Below are 26202 nucleotides of genomic sequence, written 5' to 3'. Positions count from 1 at the left end.
CAAAAATAAAAAAGACGGCTTAAAAAAACCGTCTTTTACTATACTTTATATTTATCATAAGATGTTAAAAATCTCTTTTAACAAAACCACTTGAATAAATGCTTTCAATATAACCACCTTCTTGTAATAAGATGAATACTAAATAACAAATTAAGAATACAGCTGTCCAAACAACCATACGCCTCAATGCCTTAGTTTCATCTCTCATGTGCATAAAATCCCATGTGATATAATAGGCTTTTACTATAGTTAAGATGATGAAAATCCAGTTTAAGAGTTTCATCCCGATAACTTTGGTCATCAAACTTTCTGGCTTATATATACCTAATACTACTTCAACTGCAGTAATAATAGATAGTAATATCAAAACTCCCCAAATTTTTTGAGTATTTGATTTGAACTTTATTAAGCCTCTTAATATTTCTAATTTATGTGCGTGTGCCATTTTTTAACTTTTATTCTTGATTATACTAGGTAGAAGAATGTAAATACAAATACCCAAACTAAATCGACAAAGTGCCAATATAAACCAACTTTTTCAACCATTTCATAACTTCCTCTTCGTTCATAGGTTCCTAAGATGACGTTAAAGAAAATAATGATATTAATCACTACTCCAGAGAATACGTGAAATCCGTGAAATCCTGTAATAAAGAAAAAGAAATCGGCAAATAATGAGGTTCCATATTCATTGACGTGTAGATTAGCTCCTTCAACAACCAGTTTACCGTTATTCTTTATTTGCATTAGAGATTCTTCTCTGCTTAAAACAGTCTTTTCACCTTCGTCATTAATGATTTGAGTTCTAACCAATACATTTGGATGAGATTCTAATCCTTTATAAACTTCATCAACAGTATATGTTGGCAATGTGCCTTCTTGAACAAACCACAATCCATTTTTGCGATCGTGTTCTGTTCTATATTTTTCTTCTGCTACTGCAAAGTCACCTAATGCAACACGCTTAAATTTCTGCTCTCCCTCTACAGTTACATATTCACCAAATTGAAGAATATTTCCTCCTTTAGTTTGTACTGCACCATAGTCACCTTTAATAAATGTTCCCCATTCCCAGGCCTGTGAACCAACGAATATTAAACCTCCAATAATGGTTAAGAACATGTACCAAGTTACTTTGTTCTTTTTCATGTGATGACCAGCATCAACAGCTAATACCATTGTTACCGATGACATAATTAAAATAAAGGTCATGAAAGCAACATAGATCATAGGATAGTTCCCATGAAAAAACGGAACGTGAGTAAATACCTCATCTGCTATTGGCCATGAACCAATAAATTTAAATCTTGAAAATCCGTAAGCTGCTAAAAATCCAGAAAATGTTAAGGCATCAGAGACAATAAAAAACCACATCATCATTTTACCATAACTCGCTTTTAGTGGCTGATTTCCGCCACCCCAAGTTTTGCCTTCTGTTCCAGTATTTGCTACTGTATTATCCATATAAAGCATTTAGTTGTTAAAAGTTGCACAAAAATAATCATTTTATCTATCTAAAAAAACATCCGTTTCTAAAATTTAAGAACATCCGTCTTTACTAGACTAAATCATCTATTTCAGCTTATAAAAATGATTAAAAATTTAAGCTAAATATGTTAAAAATAAAAACAAGAATAACCACAGTATATCTACAAAATGCCAAAAGGTTGCAGAGAGCTCCATCCCTAACATTTTAGTAGCAGAATATTTTTGTTTAAAATGATTATAAATTACGACCAATAATGACAAGAGTCCAGCCACAACATGCAAAATGTGTACTGCGGCAATAACATAAATAAAACTCATGGTCACATTCGATGAATCTCCCGTAAGATAATATCCCGAATTCTTGATTTCTTTAAAGCCTTCAATCTGACTATAAATAAAAGCAACACCCAAGATAAAAGTTACCAATAGCATTAGAGTAGTTAAACTTCTATTGTTATTTTTTAAAGCACGTTTAGCTATAATAAATGTTAAACTGCTTACTACAATTAATCCGCAGCTTATTAAAAAAGCTTTTGGCATTGTAAAATCGTGTAACCAATCGTCTCGTTTTCTACTTACTAAAACAGCACTGGTTAATCCAGCAAATGACATGATTAAGGAGCCTATCCCAAACCAAAGCATCATGCGTTTAGCTCTGTCATTTTTTTCTTCTATTGTTCCTTCGGTTAAATCCATTTTATCTTATAAATTTATCTACAACATAAACTATCTGAAGTAATGTTATATATGACACACTAGCTAGCATTAATTGTTTTGCTGCTTTAGCTGTTCGTTTTTTAAATAATTCAAATGCATAATACAGCATTAACAACCCGAGAGCAAATACAATGATTGCTGCTACAATTGATAATTTTAAATCTCCAGTAACTCCAAATACTGGCACTATAGACACCAATATCGTCCAAATGGTGTACATAATTGTTTGTACTGCGGTACCTTTATCACGCTTACCTGTAGGAAGCATGTAAAATCCGCCCTTTTGATAATCTTCAAATAAAAACCATCCAATAGCCCAAAAATGGGGGAATTGCCAAAAAAACTGTAAAGCAAACAAGGTTCCAGGTTCTATTCCAAAATCATTTCTGGCAGCTACCCATCCTAACATAAAAGGTATGGCTCCTGGGATAGCTCCAACAAACACTGCTAAAGGTGTTCTCGTTTTTAATGGTGTATAAACACAGGTATATAAGAAAATTGAAATGGCACCATACATTGCTGTTCTCTCATTAATGACATAGAGCACTGCAATACCAAGAATTGTAAATATAGTTGCGATTATAAATGCAGAACGCACACTCATTCGTCCAGCAGGAACTGGCCTGTTTTTGGTGCGATCCATCAATGCATCTAAGTCTTTCTCGATGATTTGGTTAAATGCATTAGAAGCACCTACCATAAAGTATCCGCCAAAGGCCAATAGAACCAGCGTATAAGCGTCGACTTCAATAGCACCAAGCAAATATCCAGCAAGTGCCGAAAACACAACACTTATAGAAAGTCTCATCTTGGTGATTTCCTTAAAATCTGAAATTATTGAAGCCTGCTTAACAGAAGATTTTGTAGTACTCAATACTCGCTCTTTTATTGCGTTTGCAAAGATACTCTGAAAAAAGGTTTTGGGCAATTCTAAACTTAATAAAATAAGAATAAGATAGCAGACCGTTTATCTATATAATCATAATATTGAAGCCTATATAGGTTTCAGAAACAAGCTTAGCGCATAAATATCAATTAGAAACTGTAAGTTTCTGTATCTTTAGGAGACTTTAGCTTAAAAATAATATACCATGAAACACAATTCTACATTTTTTATTATTGCTTTTTTTCTCTTCGGAAGTCTTGTTTACGCACAACGCTTTGATAATGTTAAGATAGAAAGCGTTAAAGTTTCTGATCACGTTTACATGCTTTTAGGAGCTGGTGGAAATATTGGTGTTTCTGTTGGAGACGATGGTGTTTTTGTGATCGATGATCAATTTGCTCCACTTACCGAAAAAATAAATACAGCTATAAAAGCGTTAAGTGATAAGCCTATTACATTTTTGGTCAACACCCATTTCCATGGAGATCATACTGGCGGAAATGCGAATATGCAAAAACTGGGCGCTACTATTATTGCACATGACAATGTAAGAGAACGTTTAGAAACCACACCAAAACGCGACGGCACATCTCAACCTAAAGAAGCTTTACCTGTAATTACTTTTAATGATAAAATGAGTATTCATGTTAATGGTGAAAAAATAGGTGTATTTCATGTAGACAATGCGCATACTGATGGCGACGCTCTTTTATACTTTACCAAAAGCAATGTACTTCATACGGGTGATACGTATTTTAAAGGCCGCTATCCTTACATCGATCTAAAATCTGGTGGAAGCGTTAATGGTTATATTGAAGCCGCTAAGCTCGGGCTTCAACTTATTGATGATGAAACCAAAATTATTCCTGGTCACGGCAGCTTATCCAACAAAGCGGAATATCAATCATTTTTAACAATGCTCGAAGCATTACGAACTGCTGTTCTTGCCGAAATTAAAGCTGGAAAAACCGAAGAAGAGGTGGCGAAAAATGAAACTATTACAAAAACATACGATGATTTAAACTATGGCACAGGTTTTATAAATTCTGAACGAATACGCCGTACATTTTATTTGAGTTTGAAGAAATAAAATCTTAAAAATCATTATACCAATTAAATAAGTCGGTTCTCACACCAACAGTAAACCATAGCGTATTTGTATTTAGAGCTGCCGCTGTATTGGCTTGTGGATCGTAATTTCTAAATGTAATATTCGTAAATAGTCTTAGGTTAGTAACAGGATTGACAACGTAACCACCGCCTAGATCGGCCTGAAAGACATTAGTCGTATTGCCTTGTCCTACAGTAATTCCTGTTTCGGCATTACGATCAACTTCACTTCTGTAGATGTTACTACCATAATTAGCAAAATCATCTCCTTCGTTAAAATCGAAGCCTCGTTTTCCAATAATAAATTTAGCATCTGCAAACCAACGCTTGTAATGATAGCGACCAATAGCAATAGCTTCACTAAAATTTGCTCCCCAAAGATGTGCCATAGGTTGATTATTGTGAGCATAATTGAGTACAATGGAGTTATGAGAATACGTATAAGGTCTAACACGATTGTACTCCAATTGTAGTAATAAATTATCGACTTTAAAGGCATTAAAATATTTGACACCTAATTGGTAGCCAAACTTATTTTTCCAACTTTTTTCTCCTCCAGTAATATCATCTAAAGAAAATTCATCAAGAATAAATTGCCCATAGAGGTTTACCTTATTATTCCATTTGTATTTTGCCGAAGCTCCTAAAATAGCATTTCCAGCATCTTGACCTGTAGAAAACTCGATAGCTCTATAAAAAATGACTGGATTTAAATAATTAATATCAAAACCTCTATCGTTATCATTAGACCATAATACAGATTCAAACAAACCAATGTTCAATCGTTTTGATACATTCCAACTCAAATAGTGATTCGCCATATATTTAGTGAGAAACGCACCATCTTCGGTAACTTCTGCCCTAACATCTCTCAACCACATCCAAGTATTGGTATATTTTATTTTCCAAAAGGTCGTGTTAAGTTTTAAAAATGGGTATGGACTCGTCGCATCACTTTGTAGTAGCGAGCGATAACCATCACCTATAAAATTCTTCCCATGTCCAAACTGGATATTAATAAAGTTAGCAGGCGTGTAAGACAGGTAAGCTTCAGCTACCGGATAATCAAAACCTCTATCTTTAAATGGTTTGGCCAGGCCTCTTCCTGGTACGATTGGCTCGGCACCTTCAGCTTCAAGACTTATCGCATATTCATTGAAATATTGAGCAAAACGACCTTGACTTTCATAGATTGACGCTGTGAAATTAAATTTTTTGCCTAAGCCGCCTTGAATAAATATACCTCTGGTATTATTATAAGTCGTACTAAAATCGGCTTCTGTATCGGTCCCTAACTGTAAATCAAAAACTGGATCTGCCGTAAACCAAAAGTTTTTTCCTTGAACCGCAACAAGATGTTCATTCCATAATTTTCTACTCCACCACGCATCACTACCTTTAATTAATGCTTCTTTTTCAGCTTTAAAATCATAATACTTGGCCACATCTTCATATATAAATGGTTTTGCGGCTGTGTGACTATTAGTTCCTAGTCCATTCATTTGCTGATCAAATCGCGAATAATAATTATGTGTAAATGGAATATTTAACTGACTGCTGTACTCTAGTTTTTCATAAGTCACAATACCATCATTAACACTATCAAACTCATTGCTTACATCTGCATTAAGGTCTTCGGTATTATTTATATCTATTAATGAAGATACTTCTTTTTGCGTTTTAATTTCGGCTGGATCTTCTAAAGGTATTTTTATACTAAGGGAATATTGGTAAAATGTTGGTTTTCCGTTATAAGTTGCAGGAACAACTTTGGGTAAGCTTTCAAAAAAACGTTTAGTTTCTTCTTTCAGTTCTTCATAAACAGCATCTACATAAAGAATACTAATGTTTCCTTCCTTATCAATTTCGAAAAGCACATTAAGTTCACCTTTATAATTGTCGTCTGTAACAATTTGAGGCACTTTAAACGAACTGAATATCTCAGTGTTTATCTTGTTATTAAAGCACGTTTTTAGTTCATCGATAGGCTCTGATTCACAACCTGGATAAATAGGTGATTTTTCAAAAGTTGAAACATTTTGTGCAGATAGTATACCAAAAGAAAAAAAGATAATGAATAAGAAGCTATTCTTCATAGAGCAAGCGCATCATATTAGTTGTCGAAAGATACTATTTTTTTCAAAAAGCAAGCTATAAAAAAAGACGGCTTAAATAGCTCTTTAAACCGTCTTGAATATTTTAAAATTAAAGTACTATTAATCTACTTTAAAAACAATTGGTAAATTATAGATAACTGACACAGATTTTCCTCTTTGCTTTCCTGGTTCCATTTGAGGAATCTTTTTTGTTAATCGTTCGGCTTCTTTTTCGAGACTTGGGTGTGGAGCTCTAGTTAATACCTCTGTAATATTTCCATTTGGATCGATCTTAAACTGAACTTGGATCTTTTGTACACCTGTTAAACCATACTCACTAGCGAGATCAGTATTAAACCTTCTTTGTACAAGTCGTCCTAATTTATCCGACATACATTTAACGCGATCTGTGTTGGTTTTCTTTTTCTCACAACCTGGATAGATAGGTACAATTTCTACGCCTGTCATTGGAAACACCTTTGGAATGTCATCAACCTTTGGTGCATCTGTTAATGCATCAGGATCGATTATTGGACCTGGTTTTGGTTGAGGCTCTGTTAAAAAATCTGGTGTCTCAATTACTGGCTCACTATTATCTACCGCTTTTAGGTTATTAGAAACGACAATTTTTTTCTTTTGTTTTTTAACAGGCTCTTGTTTGGGTGCGTCTGGTTCTATTACAATGTTAGGTGTGTAATAAATTGTGTCATCAGGTTCCACATAAACGATGTCGCCTTTAGAGGCCTTCTTCTCAAATTGCATTTCAAACATGGCGTATGTACTCAGAAGGCAGAGAATTAAACCAATTTGAAAATACAGCGATGAGTTTTTTTGTAAATTTGCATCGTGCTTGTGTGATTTTTGCACTGTTGTATTGCTCTGACCAGCAATATTGTGCGATTTGTCAAAATCTTTCATAATACTTAATTTAAAATGTTAATATTATGACAAAATCACAATAAGCATACCAAAGTAAAAATCCCATCTAATTTATTTAGATGGGATTTTGAAATTTTATGATATGTTATAAATATCTAGTCTTGTACTTGGAATAAGATTGGTAAAGAGTAAGGTACAGTTACCGCTTTTCCTCTTTGCTTACCAGGTTTCATTTTTGGCAGTAATCCAATTACTCGCTTAGCCTCTTTTTCAAGACCTGGATGCGGAGCTCTCGCTTGTATACCAATAATATTTCCTGTTTTATCAATTTTGAAGATCACATTAATACGTTGTCTTCCTGATAATCCTAAATCACTAGCCAGATCTGTATTAAATTTCTTGTTTACAAACTTGCTAATTTTATCAGACATACATTGCTTTTTTGCATTGTTGCCTTTTTCTCTTTCGCAACCTGGGAAAATAGGCACGTTTTCAATTACAGCAAATGGTACTTCAATATCTTCTTCTACCTCTTCAACTTCTACTTCCTCAACTTCAACAATTTCTTCTTCTTGATCAGTTTCAGTAGACTCGATTACAGTTTCTTCAATTTCTTTTTCATCTTCCACAATCTCTATTTCCTCTGGCACAACTGGTGGTGGTGGTGGAGGTGGTGGAGGAATTATTTCCTGGTTAGTAATTGGAATTTCTTCTTCGTCAAGTGCATCCAAATCTAATTGGCCAATATCGATTGCTTCTTTTTCGTATGTCTTATAATTAATAGTCATATACGTCAAAGCTAACATCAATACCATCCCTACAGCAAAATAAAGCGAACTATTTCGGCTTACATCTGCTTTTACGTTTTTTTTAGGTTCCATGTGTTTAACAGGTTTTAAGAATGCTAAATTAACCAATTATTTGTTAAAAAAGCAAGCGATTAATTTATTTTAACTTTAGTTTATTTCTGAATTTTAATCCAAGAGTTGCAAAAACAACACCTAGCGCATTCGCCACTACATCATAAACATCTAAAGTTCTATAAGATGTTATCATGTTTTGTAATACCTCAATAATAATGCCATAAACAACAACAATACACGCTGAAATTAATATGGCATGATGGATCTGTTTTGTATTAAAATAATTAAATACCAATATCGTAAATACAAAATAGGCTAAAAAATGATAAATTTTATCATCAAACGAAAAACCTAAGCTTGGAATACTTCCAATATGAACCAAACTTCCAATAGTTAAAGCTATTGCGTAAACAATAACAATAGGAAGCGCCCATTTTTTAAGCGCCAATAAGAGCTTTGTAATCATCGGCAGATAATAAACTATCTATTTGAGACGCATCAGAAAATTTGATTTTAATCATCCAACCATCACCATAAGGATCAGAATTCACTTTTTCTGGTTCATCTTCTAAACTTTCATTGAATTCTGTAATCTCACCAGACAATGGCAAGAATAAATCTGAAACCGTTTTAACAGCTTCAACGGTACCGAAAATTTCTTCGATGTCTAACGTTTCGTCAACCGTTTCCACTTCAACATAAACAATATCTCCTAATTCGCCTTGAGCAAAATCTGTAATGCCCACTGTGGCTGTATCACCTTCTATTTTAACCCACTCGTGGTCTTTGGTGTATTTTAAATCTGATGGTATATTCATCTTATAAATTGAAATTAATGTATGCTACAAATGTAATTTTTTTAGACTTTAATTACTATTTAATTTCCAAAATTGTATCGTAATGTAAATCCGGTTCTCACCGTTGTTTGCGGAAATGCTGTAGATATTTCATATTCTGAAAATGTGTAATCAAAGTAGAAAATAGCCGTTAGGTTTTTGGTAAATGCGTAATCGGCTGTGTACTTTATTCCCCAAATTGTTTGACCTTGGGTAATTTGATTATTCTCAATATCTAAATATCTAATAATAGTTTTGTTATTTCTAACCGATACATCTGCCTTCATGTTTAGGTCACTTTTAATGACTTGTCTTGGTCCAGCAAGCTTAGAGCGAATACGAAGGTCCTTAATACGATAACCCAGGCCTAGAATGTATTCTTTACCTTGAATTTCGGTCAACAAATTATTATCAAAACTCATCGATAAGATTCTATCCTTTTTCATTTCGGCTAAGATCTTGACTGAATTTTTCATTTCGAAATCTAATCTAAATAATGGACTAAATTGCTCTTCTAAATTGATGTTACTAAATACTGTTCCATTTTTAAAGTTACCTGATTGGTCTAATACATCTGGGTTTTGGTTTTCATAAGCAACACCTGGCTGTAATAACGTTGGATCTAAATCTAGGTTTGTTCTAAACTGATTTATCGTATAGCTTGAACGGTATCCATGTGTAATTGAGAAACGTTTGAAGTTCTTTTTAAACCACTTCATTTTCATGAAGCCCGTATATTTTAATTGCCAGTTAGGGATTGGAATATCTCTAAAGGCAGACAAACTGATCTTATCAGGATTGGTTCCTTTATAAGCTGCTAAAAACGATGGTAATAATACTGCTTGACTGTTCTTACCAAACCCAAGTGGAAATCCTTCACCATCAACAGCAAAGTTATCATTTCCATAAAAGTTTCTTGCTAATCGTCTTGCGACAATTAATCTGTTATTTCTGAAATCTTCAAATGCAGCAGATTGGGTTTCGTCACTTTTACTAAACGCCGTTTTTATTAATGCGGTTGAAATATTAAAGTTTCCGAAGGAATTTGTAATTAATGCATTGTAAACATTACTAAATCCGTCACCAGTTGTATCTGTTGTATTAAAGTTTTGCGTTGTATTTTCAGAATATACACGTCCACCAGTAAGGTCAATATTTAAATCTTTGATCAATTCAACATCTGCCGATATATCTAAGATGCGATTGGTTGTTTCACTATACTGTTGGTTGAAATCAGGAAAAACAGTTAGCCATCCATTTCTTGCAGCAAGATCTCTAATGTCACGTTGACTACCAAACGTATAACCTAATGTAGGCTTAAATGTTCCTATAAATCCAGGAGTTCTCAAATAACCAGGTAAATAAGATCCATTGTTTTCAGTATAATTAATTTGTACACGTTTTACCGAAGTTAGTATATCTAAAGCGCCATTTAGGATTTTAGATCCAGCACTTTTCTTGGCTGGTTGATTAGCATTACCACGTGCAGCTGCTGTCGATTTCCCATCTTTACTCAATGCAGCTGGTGTTGCTCCTCTAGATCTTGAGCCTCTTGTCTTCTTTTTGGTTAAACCAACATATTTGTATAGCGTTTCTAAATTAAATGTAGAGTTAATGTTATGTGTGTTTGCATTTTGAATAGAATTACCCAAATTGAAAGATGTAAATGATCCATCTTCATTTTGTATTGGTAAATTACTGTTCAAGTCAGACCCTTTTTGCCATTGAAAATCTCCAGTATACGAATAAGTGGCACGCATAAAACTCAAGGTAGGAATCTTATACAACGGTATCTCATAATTAACTTGCAGCTGTTGATTTTGAATATTTGGATCTCCTAAATCAAAGAATCCATCCCAAACATCTAAACTAGGATCTTGTCTACCATTAATGACATCATCAACAAAATAGTTTCTAACAATATTAGTGTTGGAAGCTGTAAAGTTTAGACTTAAGGCTTTTGTTAAATTATAATTAATTGCATATTGCGTGTTGAAATTATAGTTTCTTCGGAATAATTCTTCCAAACCAATATTATCTCCTGTCAAATCAACCTCTCTAAATTTTTGTTTATTAAACTGACGAATAATATCTGTATTGACAGAAAAACTCGTTGGAACTGGGTTGAAATTAAAATCTTTTAAGATCTTCCAATACTTTCCAGTAAACAAAGAATCATTCTTCTTAAAAGGTTCAATACTCTTAGGTTCGAAGGTATAGTTATAATTTACACCTGCTCTAACATTTTGACTTAGCGATCGTTCAATTTCAAAATCACGTCGCTCTTCTTTATTATAAGAATAGTTAAATGTCAAGTTCTCCACATCGTAAAAGCGTGGCTTTTTATCTGTGGTTCTATTTTTTCTAACACCAATAAAATTAATACTCTTTCGTTTGGTATAATTCTCATTAACTCTTAAAATCGAATCTTGATTGGTCGTATTATCTAATTGGGTTTGTAATTTAATATCTCTATAGAATTCATCATACTCTGGTGTAATGATTTGTTCTCCTACAGCATAATTAAATGGTAATTGAATACCCCATTTTTTAGGTAATAATTGTCCGAGGTTTAAATTAGTTACTACGTCATATTGCTCAACATCTTCTCTACTTCTTTCATTTGGTCGTTGTTCTACCGAACCAAAACCTATTGTGCTTTTTCGTCCTGTTGCACTTACATTGGCAAAGTCGGCAAAGTTAGCATCTAAAGCTGCTACAGCTGCCCAACCACCTTCATTGTCTAGATCGGCAAGACGTAGTTCATTAAACCAAATTTCGCCACAGGCATTAGCGCCACTCTGTCCAGAATTCTTAACACCCACCATTAATACACGTACATCTCCAAAGTTAGGATTACCTTTAATCGCTAATCGTTGCTGACCGATAGTTTGAGGGTCAAATTCTGAAACTTCTGTTAGTTGGCCATCAACCAGATCATAAAATGTAGGATCAATATTGGCTAATGTTCCGTTGGCGATACCCAAAGATTTCATTTGTTCTAACACATCCAATTCAATATTAATCTCATTCACTTCTGGCCATATACTTTCAGGAGTAGACATACCAGAAGAAACCTGTAATGGTACTTCAATTTGATAGAAGTTTTGCGTAAAGTCATTACCCATTCTAATAAAACCGACCAAATCACCATCATTAAGTGGTCCTGTTTCACCCTCTTCAGCATGAATAAACATACGTAGTTTATTATACTGACGCATATCGACATTAATATTTTTAAAGACACCTCTAGAATCTTCAGGCTCTAGGTCACATACCTCAACTTGTAAGGATTGTTCGTTCTGTCTAATAATATTATTATTGTTGTTCAATTGTTCTAAAACAACACCTGGAGGCAATACATAGTTACCATCATTTTCTTGAAGTCCAACAACTCCTACTGTAAATTCGGTATTGTCATTATCATTGTTTGGTTCGTCATCTAAAGTTAAAGTATAACGTCTCCAATCACTACGTACTAGGTCTAATGTTGCAAAACGCAAGACCGTTGTTTGCGTAAAATCTTCTAAAAATAAACGTGCAAAACGTACAGATCGAATATCAGATATACCTCCAACAGCAGTTCTAAAAGGGCTTTCTCCAATAGGAACTCTGAATTGATACCATCTCACAGATGCTGTTTGACCGTTTGGCAAAGTCACATCTCTATCTTTAATATCATTGATTTGAGGATTATTGAGATCAAGTGTATTTTGGTTAATTTCAATTTCATATTGATAGTAACTATCAATCGTATTCATCGTATTATCTCGGTTGATATCCTCAACATCTGGCTGTGGTGTAGATCCTCTATTAGTATCGGTAAAGACATCAGGAGAGTTTCCTTCGAGACCATTATATTGCTTATAACGTTCAAAAATATTTCCAGTAGTATTTAAGTAATACGTATAATTATCTTTTGCTGGATCTGGACCAAACAATCCGCCATTAGTAAATTGAGTTGCTTCTTCGGCATCATCATAACCATCATAACCAACATCTTGATTGGTACGTTCTTGACCACCAGTAGAGAAGGTGTAAATTAGTGATTGGTTCCTCGGAACAACAGTTTCAAAAGCTGTTTGTGGTAATAAAGGTGTGATATCACCATCTTCTGGCAATCCATTTTCATATTGTTTTTTACCATCCTTTAAAACATCTTCGGAAATATTCCCAAGATTCACATATAGTTTTCCAGATAAACCACTGCCAGCGGGTTCATTCAAGAATGGATCTTGAAGCCAAAACTCAATGTACTCTACATTGGCCTGCTCAAAATCTGTTGATGTAATTTGTCTTGTAATTCCTGCCCAACTTGTTGAAGGGTCTAGGTTATCATTTGCTGCACTTGGATCAAAATTGTATGGTCCTCTTTCAGTTGGATAATAGACAAGGTCTAAAGTATTGATCACTGTTGTTTGTCCTTGTGCAATATCTATTTCAGGAAAAACCTCATCTATAAACACCCGTCTTGTGTATAAATCTGATACATCATCATCACCAATATCATCTGGTCTTTGATTGCTATAAAAAATAGGATCAATTGTATACCAATTCAAGAAGGCTCTATCATATCCATTTTCAATTCCAGGACTATTGATAGGATCATTTTCAGGAACACCATTAACCGTTCGTGGTCTACTTGATAAGAACCAAGATTGTGGTGATAGTAAATCAATAGCGCCTTGTGTGCCTTCAAAATCATCTACATAAGCTGTAGCCTCGTTATTAAAATCGGTTCCTTTTGGAGCTCCAGGAGCTAAATACGCAAATTCACCTCTTACCGAAAGATTTGAAGGTGCATCTGTATCTATATTTGGTAGCTTGTTTACTAATCGTGTAAAGAAAGGAACTTCGGTAGAATAGTTTCCATTAAATCCAAAAATGGTATTATTTATTGGTTCGGTATTGAAATTCGCTTTTTGAGTAATTGGACGCTCATTTAAGTTTAATAAAGTTGCTCCTAACACAAAGTTCTCATTGAATTGATGCTCAACATTCACACCTGTAAAACGTCTAGTTTGCTGACCAAATACAGCATTGTTTTCTACAGAAACATTAATAGGAATGTTTGAAGATTTTAAAGCTTCGTCTATGATATACACACGACCAATTTGATAGTTAACTGTATAGTCCTGACCTTCAACAAGTGTACGCCCTCCTGCAGTTACAATAACTGACCCTCTTGGTACATTAAATGCACCTAAAGGAATACCATCGCCTCCTGACGATTTAAAACGACCTTTGATTTGAAATTTATTTTTTTCAGCTTCATCTAGAGCAGCTGTCTTTGTTTGCTTATATAGAATATCATATACATACTTCTCTTGATTGAGGTTGGTATAGGTCTCTAATTCATAGTCGGCATCATTATTATTTGGATTCCCATCATCATCTAGGATATCGAAGAGGTAACGCCCAAAAGGTTCTACCTTGGTGAAGATAATTTTTCCATTTTGAGTTAATACAGTTTGTCCTTGAACAAAATCAAAGAATCCATCACCTCCAGCTTGTGGATCGTTGTTAAAATTTAATCGATCTAAATGAAATAATCGAATTAAAGGTGTATCTAAAATTTCGCCATCATCTGTATTATCAAAAGGTGTATTATTCCCAAATATTGGGAAGGCTGTACCATCTACAGGAGCAATGTAATTTAAAGGAGAGGCTTCTGTATAGAAAATATTAAGTCTGAAATCTTCTTGATCTAGCTGAAATGCGCCAGTATCATAGATATTTTTCATCATTAAGTCCCAAATAGGTTGATTGACATCAGTGATTGGACTCTTTAACATTTTAACGATTAAACTTTGAGTAGAACCTTCGGCTACAACAAAGCTGTCATTAATTCCATCGGCATTTGTATCTGGACCGTTATCTATAAGTCCGTCACCATCAACATCAGAATCTGTTTGATCGTTTATACCATCACCATCTGTATCAGTACCATTATCAGGAGTACCATCACCATCTTGATCAACATCGGCAATGTTTGGAATACCGTCACCATCATTATCATCATTTGTAGCTGTTGAATTAATACCGTCATTGGCAAACTCTCCAACCTGAAATACTTCACCACCAATCGTATATTGAAAGGCTACAGCTACGATTTCATCATTTAATAATCTTTGATTTAAGGAAATGTAACCTAATTGTGGGTTCAATGTATAATCTCTTCCTTGCTCTAATTTTTTTGCGTTCTCTAATTTTCCGAAGTCGAAACCTTCATTAGCAGTTGTTAAAATACCTTGCTCTGCTGTTGTAATATCTCTTACAGTAGGTGATAAAAATGAACCTGCGCCGCCAATATTTGTAGGGTCGAAGGCATTATTTCCATTGTCAGGAAATTGAGATCCAGAGCCACTTAAAAACCCAGCAGGAGGAACACCATCATTAAGACCTATAGTTTCAAATTCACCAATATCTTGAAGCGCAACTATATTTCTAACATTATCGGTTTGATTACTTCGATTAGTTACCCAAACTTCTATCCTAGTAATTTGAATATTGTTATTAATAAACGGATAACGCAACATCGATTCGTCGTAAGTCTCTCTAAAGTATTGGGCTAAAAAGTAGTGTCTATTTTCATCATAGTCTCTAGCAAAAAACTCAAACTCTTCAACAGTTCCTCCACCTTGAGCTACCACAGATTGTGATTGTGATTTTTGCTCAGAAAAAATGGCAGTCACTCTGGTCTTACCAAATTGCAATTCGGTTTTTACACCAAATAAGCTTTGCGCACCTGTAATCAAAGAACTGTTTATTGGCATAGCCACATTACCTACTTCAATTTTTCTAACGATATCATCTTCGGTAGGAGTGTATTCTAATTTTGTTAACTGTTGAAAGTCAAATGTAGATTCGGTATCATAATTTACAGTGACTTGTAAACGCGTACCAACCTTACCTAATAAACTCAAACTAATACGTTGATCGAAGTCAAATGTGAAATTACTTCGATTTCTTGGAGAAAATGTTGGGTTATCTTGTTTTGTAAATAAGACTCCTAAGTCAACTTCGGCAGAACCTTGAGGAATAACTTCAATCGTATTTCCTCCAAATATAGATTCAAAAAAACCAGAATTGACATACAGTTCAGGTATTAAGTTTTTTTGTTGTTCCTCAGTCCCATCTTTTTTACCTTCTTTAGCATCAATTTTTTGCTTGTAATATAAACGTTGTTGTTCCATCAAGACCAACTTTTGGAATTCTGCTGGAGTTAGGATGATAGGGTAATTGATATTAAAACTTCCAACTTTCTCGGTATAAATATATCGGTCTGTAATTGGGTCGTATGTATATTTAGAGACTATACTTTGCGGATTAGGAAACTTTAAAGTTCCTAAAGAAAAACCTGTTTTAGTTGAATCCTGTGTTGCAGGTGTAGTTTGAGCATAAGTAAAACTGCTAAACAATGCGAAAGCAAGAACAAATAATAAATGATGTAATGATTTTGATATAGTAAAGTTAGTTGTAATCAAATTTTATAAATTTTTTAAAGCTTCTTTAATAATAGTCTCAACACTTGCGTCTGGTTGCTGAGACACAATCTTATCCACAATACGTTCGGACTGCTTTTTAGCAAACCCCAAAACTTCTAAAGCTGATAACGCTTCATCTTTGTTGGTATTGTTTTTATTAACAGAAACTTCGTCAATATCGTAAACTTTTAGCACTTTGTCCTTTAAATCCAGTATAACACGTGCTGCAGTTTTAGCTCCAATGCCTTTAATGGATTGAATTAATGCCACATCTCCATGAGCAATCCCTTCTTTTACCTGCTGCGGAGATAATGACGATAGCATTGTACGAGCAGTATTTGCTCCTATACCACTAACCGATAATAAAAGTTTAAAAATTTCACGTTCAGCTACTGAAGAGAAACCATATAGCGTATGCGAATCCTCTCTTACGATTAAGTGCGTATATAATTTGAGAGCCTCTCTATCTGGAATCTGAGAAAACGTATGTAAGGATATGTTTAAAAGGTAGCCAACACCGTTACAATCTATAACAACATCTGTTGGGTTTTTTTCCACCAATTTACCTTGAATATGTGTAATCATTTACGCGCTTTCGTTAAAAACTCAAATGTAATAAAATTATTTACATTTCAAAGGTCATCAGTTGGCTAAAACGCTATGCTTATTCACTTCTCTTTTTACTTTTCTGTTGCGCATCAATTACGGCTATAGCAGCCATGTTTACAATTTCATCAACACTTGCATCTAACTGAAGTATATGAGCTGGTTTTCTCATTCCCATCATAATAGGCCCTATAGAGTCTGCTTTATTAAGTTCTTTCAACAATTTGTAGGTAATATTTGCCGACTCTAAATTTGGAAAAATAAGTGTATTTACCTTTCTACCTGCGAGTTTAGAAAACGGAAATATATCCTGTAGCATTTCACTATTGAGTGCAAAATCGGTTTGTAACTCACCATCTACGATTAAGTTTGGATGTCTTTTATGCAAATACTCCACGGCCTCTCTAACTTTAATTGCTGTTTGATTTTTTGATGAGCCAAAGTTTGAGTATGAAATCATTGCCATTACAGGCTCCATTCCAAACATTTTAACAACACCAGCTGTCATTTGAGCAATTCTTGTTAAATCATTTGCTGTTGGGTTTATATTAATAGAAGTATCACTTAAAAACATTGGTCCGCGCTGTGTCATCATTACATTAGTGGTCGCAATTCGGGTAGAACCAGGTGCTAGACCAATAAGCTCTAACATTGGTTTTACTACCGAAGGATAACTTCTTGAATATCCAGAGATCAATGCATCTGCATCACCTTCATTAACCATCATTGCTGCATAGTAATTGCGTTCACGCATTAATTTTTCAGCAGAATACAACGTGACACCTTTACGTTTACGTTGCTGCCAATATACTTTAGCATATTTATTTTTACGTTCTTCTTCTTCGTCAGATTTTGGATCGATAATTTCTAAATCGCCTTCAAATTCGATCTCTTCCATTAGAGAAAGAATCTTATCACGACGCCCTAATAATATCGGGATTGCGATACCTTCGTCATAAACAATCTGTGCAGCTTTTAAAACATCTAACTGATCTGCTTCAGCAAATACAACACGTTTTGGATTAAGTTTTGCTCGATTTAAAAGCAGTCTAACGATTTTATTATCAGAACCTAATCGTTCCAACAATATGTCTTTATACTTGTCCCAATCTTCTATTGGTTCTTGAGCAACACCGCTTTCCATAGCTGCCTTTGCAACAGCTGGAGGAACTTCGGCAATTAGCCTTGGGTCGAAAGGTTTAGGAATGATATAATCTCTACCAAAAGTTAAACGTGTTTCACCATAAGCAATGTTCACTTGCTCTGGCACTGGCTCTTTAGCTAATTTTGCTAACGCATAGACCGCAGCCATTTTCATTTCTTCATTAATCTTTGTTGCACGAACATCTAAAGCTCCTCTAAAAATAAATGGAAACCCTAGAACATTATTTACTTGATTAGGATGATCACTTCGACCTGTAGCCATAATAATGTCATCACGCGTATCTATTGCTAATTGATATTTTATTTCTGGGTCTGGATTAGCCATAGCAAAAACAATCGGGTTTTTTGCCATCACTTTTAACATCTCTTGAGATACAATATCTGCTTTTGACAGGCCAATAAACACATCGGCATCTTTCATAGCTTCATCAAGTGTATCTATTTTTCGGTGTGTTGCAAACTCGGCTTTTTCTGTTGTCAGATTTTCACGGTCATCTCTTATAACTCCCTTACTATCTAGCATCACCATATGTTCCCGTTTCGCACCACAGGCTTGATATAATCTTGAACATGAAATAGCTGCAGCACCAGCACCACTTATAACAATCCTAATATCTTCAATATTTTTCTCGGCTAATTCAAGAGCATTCAATAAAGCAGCAGCAGAAATAATGGCTGTTCCATGTTGATCGTCATGCATTACAGGAATATCCAACTCCTCTTTAAGACGACGTTCAATTTCAAAGGCTTCGGGAGCTTTAATATCTTCCAGATTAATCCCTCCAAATGTTGGAGCGATATGTTTTACCGTTTCAATAAACTCATCTATGTTTTCGGTATCAACTTCAATATCAAACACATCAATATCGGCAAAGATCTTAAACAATAAACCTTTACCTTCCATTACTGGTTTTGAAGCTTCTGGTCCTATGTTACCCAAACCTAAAACAGCAGTTCCATTTGAAATAACGGCGACCAAGTTGCCTTTGGCTGTGTATTTATAGACGTTGTTCTTATCTTTTTCAATCTCTAGACAAGGCTCTGCAACTCCTGGAGAATAGGCTAAGGATAAATCTCTTTGTGTTGCATATTTTTTAGTAGGAACGACCTGAATTTTACCAGGAGTTGGTTTAGCGTGATATACTAAAGCTTCTCTACGTTTACTTTGCTTGCTCATATATTGTACACGAATTAATCAATTTGCAATTTTTGTTTTTGTAAACAAACCGAATTGCAAATGTAAGTGTTTTATGAGAAAGAGGAATATAAATACAGGAGAGATCCTATCAACTCATTTCTGAATTATCGATTAAATACCTCTCTAAACTGATAGAAAAATCTTTGAATTAAACGTAAGTCTTCTGTTATAATTTCAGCAGACCCTAACATCTCCTGTTTAAAATCTATTTTTTTATTGTAAGATGTAATTAATTCTTTAGGCAACTCTACGTCTACAAGATACCAACCTTCTTTATCTGGAATAGCCGAAATATATCTCACTACGCCTTTTAAAACGCCAAATTCGGTATCTGGAAAGTTATCCACTTTAACATTCACTTTTTGATTGATTTTAATTTTACCTGAGTTTTGAGCAGGTGTTTTTAATTTGGCTATAAATGTTGAGCTTTCTTTAGGTATGATTGTAAATACCAAATCACCTTGGTTTACAGTTTGGTTGGTACTGTAATAATTTAAAAACGATACGCGTCCATCAATACTAGATTGAAGCACATATTTTTGTTCCCAGTTTGCTATAGCGTTTTTTAATTGGTTAAAAGATTGTATGACATTTTTAAGTAGGCTCATTTCTTCTTTAATTTTATTAATCTCTGAGCCTTTGGATGTTTTACGAGCATTACTAATACCTTCTTTTATTTGAGAAATCGACGTTTCAAAATTTTTATAATTACGTTTTGTAAGCGCGTATTCTAACTCTTTATTTTCATAATCCTGAGCAGAAATAACACCTTTATCAAATAAAGATTTATGGCGTAGCAATTCTTTATTTTTAAACTCTAGCTCTTTTTCATTAATATCTCTTTGAGATCTCAAACTTTGAAGTCTTCTGTGTAATTCTGAAATAGAATATTGATTTGCTAGAGCTTCATTTGAAAAAGGTTGAAGTTCTTTATTTAATTTATACTGAATATAACTATTCTCAAACAAGGCATATTGTGTATCAATATCACCAAGAAAAAGAACAGGAACACTATCGATTGGAAAGTTAAACGTTTTTGTATTAATTGTTATGGTATCTATGATTCGTTTTAACATAAATACATCTTCATAATTTGCCGTGTTCTTTATAATTGCCAAAGGTTGCGCATTGGTTACCTTTTCATTGTCTGAAACAAACAAGGCACTCAGTCTTCCTGTCAATTTTGCATATTCTTTTTGCGGAGGAATTTCAGTTGTAATTATAGCATTTGCATTTATTATATCTGGATATTTTACAAACCAAGATATTGCCAATAACATTAATAATAGGACAAATATTAATGAGTTTCCCCAACGTATCATCCAATTAGGGATCGCAGTAAGTATATCTTGAACCTGTTCGCTACGAAGTTCTATGTTGTTGGACGTATATGGCATATTTTTTAGTTGACTTGTTTAGTTTCCTAACTCTAATTGATTTTTCACCAAATTGTAATAATTTCCTTTTTGTGCTATTAATGTATTGTGATTTCCTATTTCAACAATTTTTCCTTTGTCTAATACCACAATTTGATGCGCGTTTTTTACTGTACTCAATCGATGCGCAATTACGACTGCTGTTTTATCTTTAAAAAAAGCATCTAGCTTTTTCATGATAACACTCTCATTATTGGCGTCTAAAGCAGAAGTCGCCTCATCAAAAAATAAGAATTTTGGATCTTTATAAATGGCTCTAGCAATAAACAAGCGTTGCTTTTGCCCTGTGCTTAACCCCGATCCTTCTGCTCCAATTTTAGTGTTGTAACCTAGGGGTAAGCCATCTATATAATCTGAAATATTAGCAACATCTATAGCGTGAGCTAACCTTTTTTCATCAATGTGATCTTGACCAACTGCAATATTATTAGCGATGGTATCATTGAACACATAACCTTCTTGCATCACCACACCACAATGTGATCTCCATGTTTTTTGAGAAATTATGTTTGAATTAAATTTGTCAATGTTAATTTCGCCTTTATCTGGCTCATAAAAACGTAATAATATTTTCATTAATGTTGTTTTACCAGAGCCGCTAACACCTACAATTGCTGTAGTTTTATTTGCTGGTATTGTAAGAGAGAGATTTTTGAGTACTGGTTTTAATGCCCCTGTATACCGAAATGAAATTTTCTTTAGTTCTATTGTTGCATTCTCTGGAATTGATGTTATCTTCTTTTCCCCTTCTACCTCTTCTTCACTCATATTGTGGATTTCTCCTAAACGATCTATAGATATTTTAGCATCTTGGACATCTCTCATAAAACTTATAAGTTGATTAATTGGTCCATTTAATTGGCCAACGATATAGCTAATAGCTAGCATCATTCCTAAAGTGATATCTCCATCAATAACTAGTTTAGCCGATAACACAGTAATAAGCATATTCTTTAGTTCATTAATAAAATTAGAACCAACACTTTGTGTTTGCTCTAAGGCTAAATTTTTAGAAGCAATTTTAAACAAACGCACTTGTACATATTCCCAGTTCCATCGCATCCGTTTTTCAGCATTATGTAATTTGATTTCTTGCATACCGCTTATAAGCTCAATAACTTTACTTTGCTCATCACTTATTTCGGCAAATCTTTTGTAGTCTAGTTCTGCTCTTTTTTTAAAGAAAAATAAAACCCATGTGAAGTAAAAAACACTTCCAATTACAAAAATTGAAAATATTTGAAGACTATAATAGCCTAAAACCAAGCTAAATATAATTAAATTAAAAAAGGAAAATAACACGGTTAATGACGATGTTGTAAGTATGCGTTCAATTCGTTTATGATCGTTAATACGTTGTAATAAATCACCTGTCATTCGTACATCAAAATAGGATATTGGTAATTTCATTAGTTTAATGAAGAAATCTGAAATCAATGAAATATTAATACGTGTGCTTAAGTGTAATAAAATCCAACTTCTAATAATTTCTAAACTAGCTTTGCCCAAAAACAATGCTATTTGAGCAAAAAGAATAAGGTAAATAAAGTTTAAATCTCTGTTATTTATACCAATATCTACAATACTTTGAGTTAGAAAAGGAAGAATTAACTGTAATAAACTTCCTGCCAATAGACCAATGATTAATTGAATGATAAATCTTTTGTATTGAAAGAGGTACTTAAAGATAAAGCTAAAACCAAATTTTTGAGCGTCATCAAATTCAGATTTATAAAATTTTGGTGTTGGCGCTATCATTAGTGCCACACCTTCTTCTGTAGTTTCATTAGCATTATTGCCAATCCAAGACTTAATAAGATCTGCCTTGCTATAGGTTAATAATCCATGTGCTGGATCAGACACATAAGCTTTACCCTTTTTAATTTTGTAGAGTACGACATAATGATTTTTATTCCAATGTAGTATACAAGGTAATGATGCTTCTTTTAATTTTTTATACGATAATTTGACGCCTAGAGAACGAAATCCAATAGATTCGACGGCTTCACTCAATCCTAATAAACTACTTCCCTCTCTTGTGGTTTCACTTAACTGTCTTAATTGTTGCGTATTTATGGTTTTACCATAATGTTTAGCAATAATCTTAATGCATGTTGGGCCACAATCTTTAGCCTCTGTTTGTTTATATGTTGGAAATTTTTTCTTCAATTATTGATTTCAGTTTAAAAAGAAGCCATCTGTAAACACAGATAGCTTCTAAAGGAGTTAATTATCTATTAACATGACAATAGATAGGACCTTGACAAACGCCACTAACACACTTACAACCTGGAAGATGTGTTGGACAACCGTAAATACAGTTATGCCCTCCGTTGATAGAGCGTTGTTCTGATTTAGTCAATTGTTGAGCTCCTTCTACATTTAATAAATTTTTCATAATGAATTTATTTAAGAATTATTACTAAAGTGAACATTTAGAGACACTCACAGTTTGTGTCTACTCTTCGCGAAAAAGTATCTTTAAATTGTATAGTTTTTTAATTGATTACACATAAAAAAACTAGGGATACGATATCATAACCCTAGTTTAATTAGCCTATCTAATGTTATAGTCTGAACAGAATCCATTTAAACAACTTGGCATTGATGGAGGACAACCTTCATCACAAGGAATTAAGAGAGCATCATACCACCATTCACCTCCACCATTAATAGATTTCTGCTCTGTTTTACTAAGCTTTTTAGAACCTTCTGTTTTTAATAAATTTTTCATAATAAATTATTTATAAAGTTTAAAATAGTCGTGAACATTTAGAGACACTCACAGTTTGTGTCTATCTCCGCGCGAGAAACTTCTTAAGATGCCATTGATGTATTGCTTTCAACTCTTGAATTAGTAGAAATAGTAGTATCAAGTTGTTCTGTGAGATCATCAATGAAATAGATGAGATCTTTTCTATCATATTCTTTCGGAAATAGTTTGTTATTTATATATAAAGCAGGCGTGAAATTAATCGCATTAGTTTGACACCAATCGCTTTGGATCTTTAAAATTGTATTATAAAAGACCGAAACTTCATATGGTTTGTGATTTATCCAATGTTCAAGATTAACATCATCACTATATACTTCATTAAGAGCTTTTAAAATTTCGTTTTTGCTTTGAGTATTATATATTTTGAGAAGTCTCGACGCAACTTGAAAGAGTTGATCATCTGGATTATTAACATTTGCATTAAACCTTATGATTAGCTTGACTTTGTCACCTATTCTATGTAAAAGCTGGTCAATATCTCTGTGGGCTTTTTTACAGTAGTAACAAAAAGGGCTTGTTACTAATACCACTTCAATCTTTGCATCTTTATTACCTAGAACTATTTCACCTGGTATTGAATTAAAAGCGCTAAAAGCATCCCCTTCATTAAGAAGTACATTAAATAATGAAAAATTACGTTTGAACTTATAATGGGCTATTTCTGTTTTTTCTAGGACTTCTTTTTTTCTTAATAATGGTTTTATAAAGCTCCATACTCCTATTGAAGTTAATGTCGCCATAGAAAACAAAACCATTGTTTGTACATCAATCCTTATCGTTTTAAAAAAAGCACCAAAGACAACTAAAGCTGTAATTTGTAGTATTAAAACTGATGCTATACTCAAGCATAATGGACACCATTTTTTTACAACGCTATATTGATAGTATAACGAATAAACTACAAAAGGAAATGCCAATAACGTAGCTATTGACAGTATTGAATAATTGGAAGTTCCACTTACAAAGAATAATAACCAACATAAACAATAGCAAGAAAAGACAATGATACTAATATCACTCAATTTTAATATGCCAAAAAATGAAGCTCCTTTAGAATTTAATACGGCATCACAACTTGTATGTTCTGATAGATTACAAAAATTATTTGTTGTATTTGATTGTAATCCCAGTTCATGATTTAATATAAACACGCTAATTATTAAACCTACAATACTTAGTAAAAAATGTGTGCTGGCAAATACACTGTTATTTGATAATATAAGATATCCAACTAGTAATATCCCAAGTCCAGATAAGATCCATTTAGCCATTTTTTTAGTTGGGCTCTCAAATGTTTCTTTTACGGTTTCATCTTTTTCTATGGCGACAACAATCCCATTCCATCGTTTTAAAAATTCCTCGTTAGTAATTATTTTATTTTCTCTAGGGTTGCTTGTTATTTTAATTCCATTTTTTTTCTTTTCAATTAATACCAAAATATCCTTTTGATCGCTCTCAATGTTTGCAATAAAGTGTTTAGGAAGCTGTTGTAACATGTCTTCATTAACAGCTAAACGCAGTGCTAGGTTTGGTATATTAAAATGGTCTAAAACACCTGTTAGAGCATGTAAGCTTGGATAGGACGGATGGCTTGAAAATTGAAGTTTAAGTTCTTCCTTATTAACTTGAATATTAGTTTTAACAATCAGTTTCTCAAGTATCTTATAGAGTTGATCTTGCATAGCTATACACTTTTGATTATGAATTATATGTCATTTGCTATGTTGAAAATCATAAAAAAAACAGCACTATGCTACTGTAAATTCATAAGTGATCGTAACCATTTCAAATTCGTTGAATGGAAATAGTTTTAAATAAAAAAGCTTCTTGACATGAATCAAAAAGCTTTAGAGTATGAGTGTTTAGAATTCTTAATACGGGAATTGTGAGAAATCAGGGATGTTTGGAAATTGAAGATAATCACATTCATGTATTTCTCTATAAGGTCTTACAACAATTAAATTGGTATACAGATTACCTACTCCATTACCATCTATAGTGACTTCATTAACCAAGCATTGATTCAAATTAAAATGCTCAAATCCAGCATTAATATTGGTCGTATTCAATGGATGAGCAGAAGACGTTATACTTTGCGATAAATCAAGACCACCACTCACATAAATCTCCAAACAATGCTCTGATATTAAATAATCTACATAGATTTCAAATATATCTTCATTTGGTAAAACACATGGAGGTGGACTACATGGTGGAGGAGTTGGGCGTAATTTTGGCTTGCCTTGATTATCACATGGATTATGTATCTCTCCAGTAAAAATATTGAACTCATTTTCAAAAGCATCCCGAAAGGATTGATTTGTTTGTTGATTGTTTAATAACTCCGATAATCTAATAATTGAGTAATCATTATTAATCATTCCAGAATTATATCTGCTCATAAATTGATTTGTAGCATTGACGTCCTTTATTAATATTTGTGCCGTCATATAGGCTACCCATTGCATGTTATTTTCTAATGCTTCTGAATCGCTTGTTTGTGTTTGTGTTTGAGCTTTTGCTCTAGAATACACATCTGTTATTTGTGTATTTTTACTATTTATTTCGTAGTCATTTACAGTCTCTTTTTCGCAAGAGTTGAAACTAATGAGTAGGCAGAATACGACTAATAATTTGTGATTTTTTTTCATGATGGATAG

The 26202-nt window shown here is 33.5% G+C and carries 19 protein-coding genes; 1 reads left to right on the top strand and 18 read right to left on the bottom strand.

The features are described 5' to 3' along the window. Positions 1-64: 64 nt before the first annotated feature. The 4 genes from KWG70_RS05575 to cyoE all read right to left on the bottom strand — a co-directional run bounded on the left by KWG70_RS05575 (position 65) and on the right by cyoE (position 3079). Entirely contained in the window at positions 65-445 is a 381-nt protein-coding gene (locus KWG70_RS05575) for a cytochrome C oxidase subunit IV family protein (protein ID WP_230934990.1), read from the bottom strand. Positions 446-465: 20 nt separating this feature from the next. Next, the gene (locus KWG70_RS05570) at positions 466-1464 is read right to left on the bottom strand and encodes a cytochrome c oxidase subunit 3 (RefSeq protein WP_230934989.1); all 999 of its coding nucleotides are present in this window, start codon (positions 1462-1464) and stop codon (positions 466-468) included. A 138-nt stretch (positions 1465-1602) separates the two neighbouring features. Then, on the bottom strand, positions 1603-2184 hold the full coding sequence (locus tag KWG70_RS05565) for a cytochrome c oxidase subunit 3 (protein WP_230934988.1): 582 nt from the start codon (positions 2182-2184) through the stop codon (positions 1603-1605). Between the two features lies 1 nt (position 2185). Continuing rightward, complete coding sequence (cyoE, locus tag KWG70_RS05560) at positions 2186-3079, bottom strand: heme o synthase (RefSeq protein WP_230934987.1); 894 nt, start codon at positions 3077-3079, stop codon at positions 2186-2188. Between the two features lie 217 nt (positions 3080-3296). Here cyoE and KWG70_RS05555 point away from each other — a divergent pair, with 217 nt between their 5' ends. Beyond that, positions 3297-4181, top strand: coding sequence for an MBL fold metallo-hydrolase (locus KWG70_RS05555; RefSeq protein ID WP_230934986.1), 885 nt, complete (start codon positions 3297-3299; stop codon positions 4179-4181). A gap of 4 nt (positions 4182-4185) precedes the next feature. On the opposite strand, the gene KWG70_RS05550 is transcribed toward KWG70_RS05555, so the two are convergent. The 14 genes from KWG70_RS05550 to KWG70_RS05485 all read right to left on the bottom strand — a co-directional run bounded on the left by KWG70_RS05550 (position 4186) and on the right by KWG70_RS05485 (position 26193). Beyond that, positions 4186-6297 (bottom strand): gliding motility protein RemB, encoded by a 2112-nt coding sequence (locus KWG70_RS05550; protein ID WP_230934985.1) that lies wholly within the window; start codon positions 6295-6297, stop codon positions 4186-4188. 120 nt (positions 6298-6417) lie between these two features. Continuing rightward, entirely contained in the window at positions 6418-7215 is a 798-nt protein-coding gene (locus tag KWG70_RS05545) for an energy transducer TonB (protein WP_230934984.1), read from the bottom strand. 116 nt (positions 7216-7331) lie between these two features. Continuing rightward, entirely contained in the window at positions 7332-8057 is a 726-nt protein-coding gene (locus KWG70_RS05540) for an energy transducer TonB (RefSeq protein WP_230934983.1), read from the bottom strand. 64 nt (positions 8058-8121) lie between these two features. After that, positions 8122-8505, bottom strand: a complete 384-nt coding sequence (locus KWG70_RS05535) for a VanZ family protein (protein ID WP_230934982.1) — start codon at positions 8503-8505, stop codon at positions 8122-8124. Continuing rightward, positions 8477-8857: a glycine cleavage system protein GcvH gene (gene gcvH, locus KWG70_RS05530; protein WP_230934981.1), complete on the bottom strand. Its 381-nt coding sequence runs from the start codon at positions 8855-8857 to the stop codon at positions 8477-8479. The genes KWG70_RS05535 and gcvH overlap by 29 nt, the downstream gene beginning before the upstream one ends. A 59-nt stretch (positions 8858-8916) precedes the next feature. After that, a complete protein-coding gene (gene sov, locus KWG70_RS05525; protein WP_230934980.1) occupies positions 8917-16362 on the bottom strand; it encodes a T9SS outer membrane translocon Sov/SprA in 7446 nt (2481 codons plus the stop codon). 3 nt (positions 16363-16365) lie between these two features. Continuing rightward, the gene (gene ruvA, locus KWG70_RS05520) at positions 16366-16947 is read right to left on the bottom strand and encodes a Holliday junction branch migration protein RuvA (protein ID WP_230934979.1); all 582 of its coding nucleotides are present in this window, start codon (positions 16945-16947) and stop codon (positions 16366-16368) included. 79 nt (positions 16948-17026) lie between these two features. After that, on the bottom strand, positions 17027-19309 hold the full coding sequence (locus tag KWG70_RS05515; RefSeq protein ID WP_230934978.1) for an NADP-dependent malic enzyme: 2283 nt from the start codon (positions 19307-19309) through the stop codon (positions 17027-17029). 125 nt (positions 19310-19434) lie between these two features. Further along, on the bottom strand, positions 19435-20727 hold the full coding sequence (locus KWG70_RS05510) for an HlyD family secretion protein (RefSeq protein ID WP_230934977.1): 1293 nt from the start codon (positions 20725-20727) through the stop codon (positions 19435-19437). Positions 20728-20745: 18 nt separating this feature from the next. Then, the gene (locus KWG70_RS05505) at positions 20746-22935 is read right to left on the bottom strand and encodes a peptidase domain-containing ABC transporter (protein ID WP_230934976.1); all 2190 of its coding nucleotides are present in this window, start codon (positions 22933-22935) and stop codon (positions 20746-20748) included. Between the two features lie 61 nt (positions 22936-22996). Beyond that, positions 22997-23164, bottom strand: a complete 168-nt coding sequence (locus tag KWG70_RS05500; RefSeq protein WP_230934975.1) for a hypothetical protein — start codon at positions 23162-23164, stop codon at positions 22997-22999. Between the two features lie 159 nt (positions 23165-23323). Next, positions 23324-23500, bottom strand: coding sequence for a hypothetical protein (locus KWG70_RS05495; RefSeq protein ID WP_230934974.1), 177 nt, complete (start codon positions 23498-23500; stop codon positions 23324-23326). 83 nt (positions 23501-23583) lie between these two features. Next, entirely contained in the window at positions 23584-25224 is a 1641-nt protein-coding gene (locus KWG70_RS05490; protein WP_230934973.1) for a vitamin K epoxide reductase family protein, read from the bottom strand. A gap of 189 nt (positions 25225-25413) precedes the next feature. Then, positions 25414-26193, bottom strand: a complete 780-nt coding sequence (locus KWG70_RS05485) for a hypothetical protein (protein WP_230934972.1) — start codon at positions 26191-26193, stop codon at positions 25414-25416. Positions 26194-26202 lie beyond the last annotated feature (9 nt).

The sequence above is a fragment of the Psychroserpens luteolus genome (assembly GCF_021032705.1).
GTDB lineage: Bacteria > Bacteroidota > Bacteroidia > Flavobacteriales > Flavobacteriaceae > Psychroserpens > Psychroserpens luteolus.
This window is presented reverse-complemented; position numbering and strand designations above follow the sequence as displayed.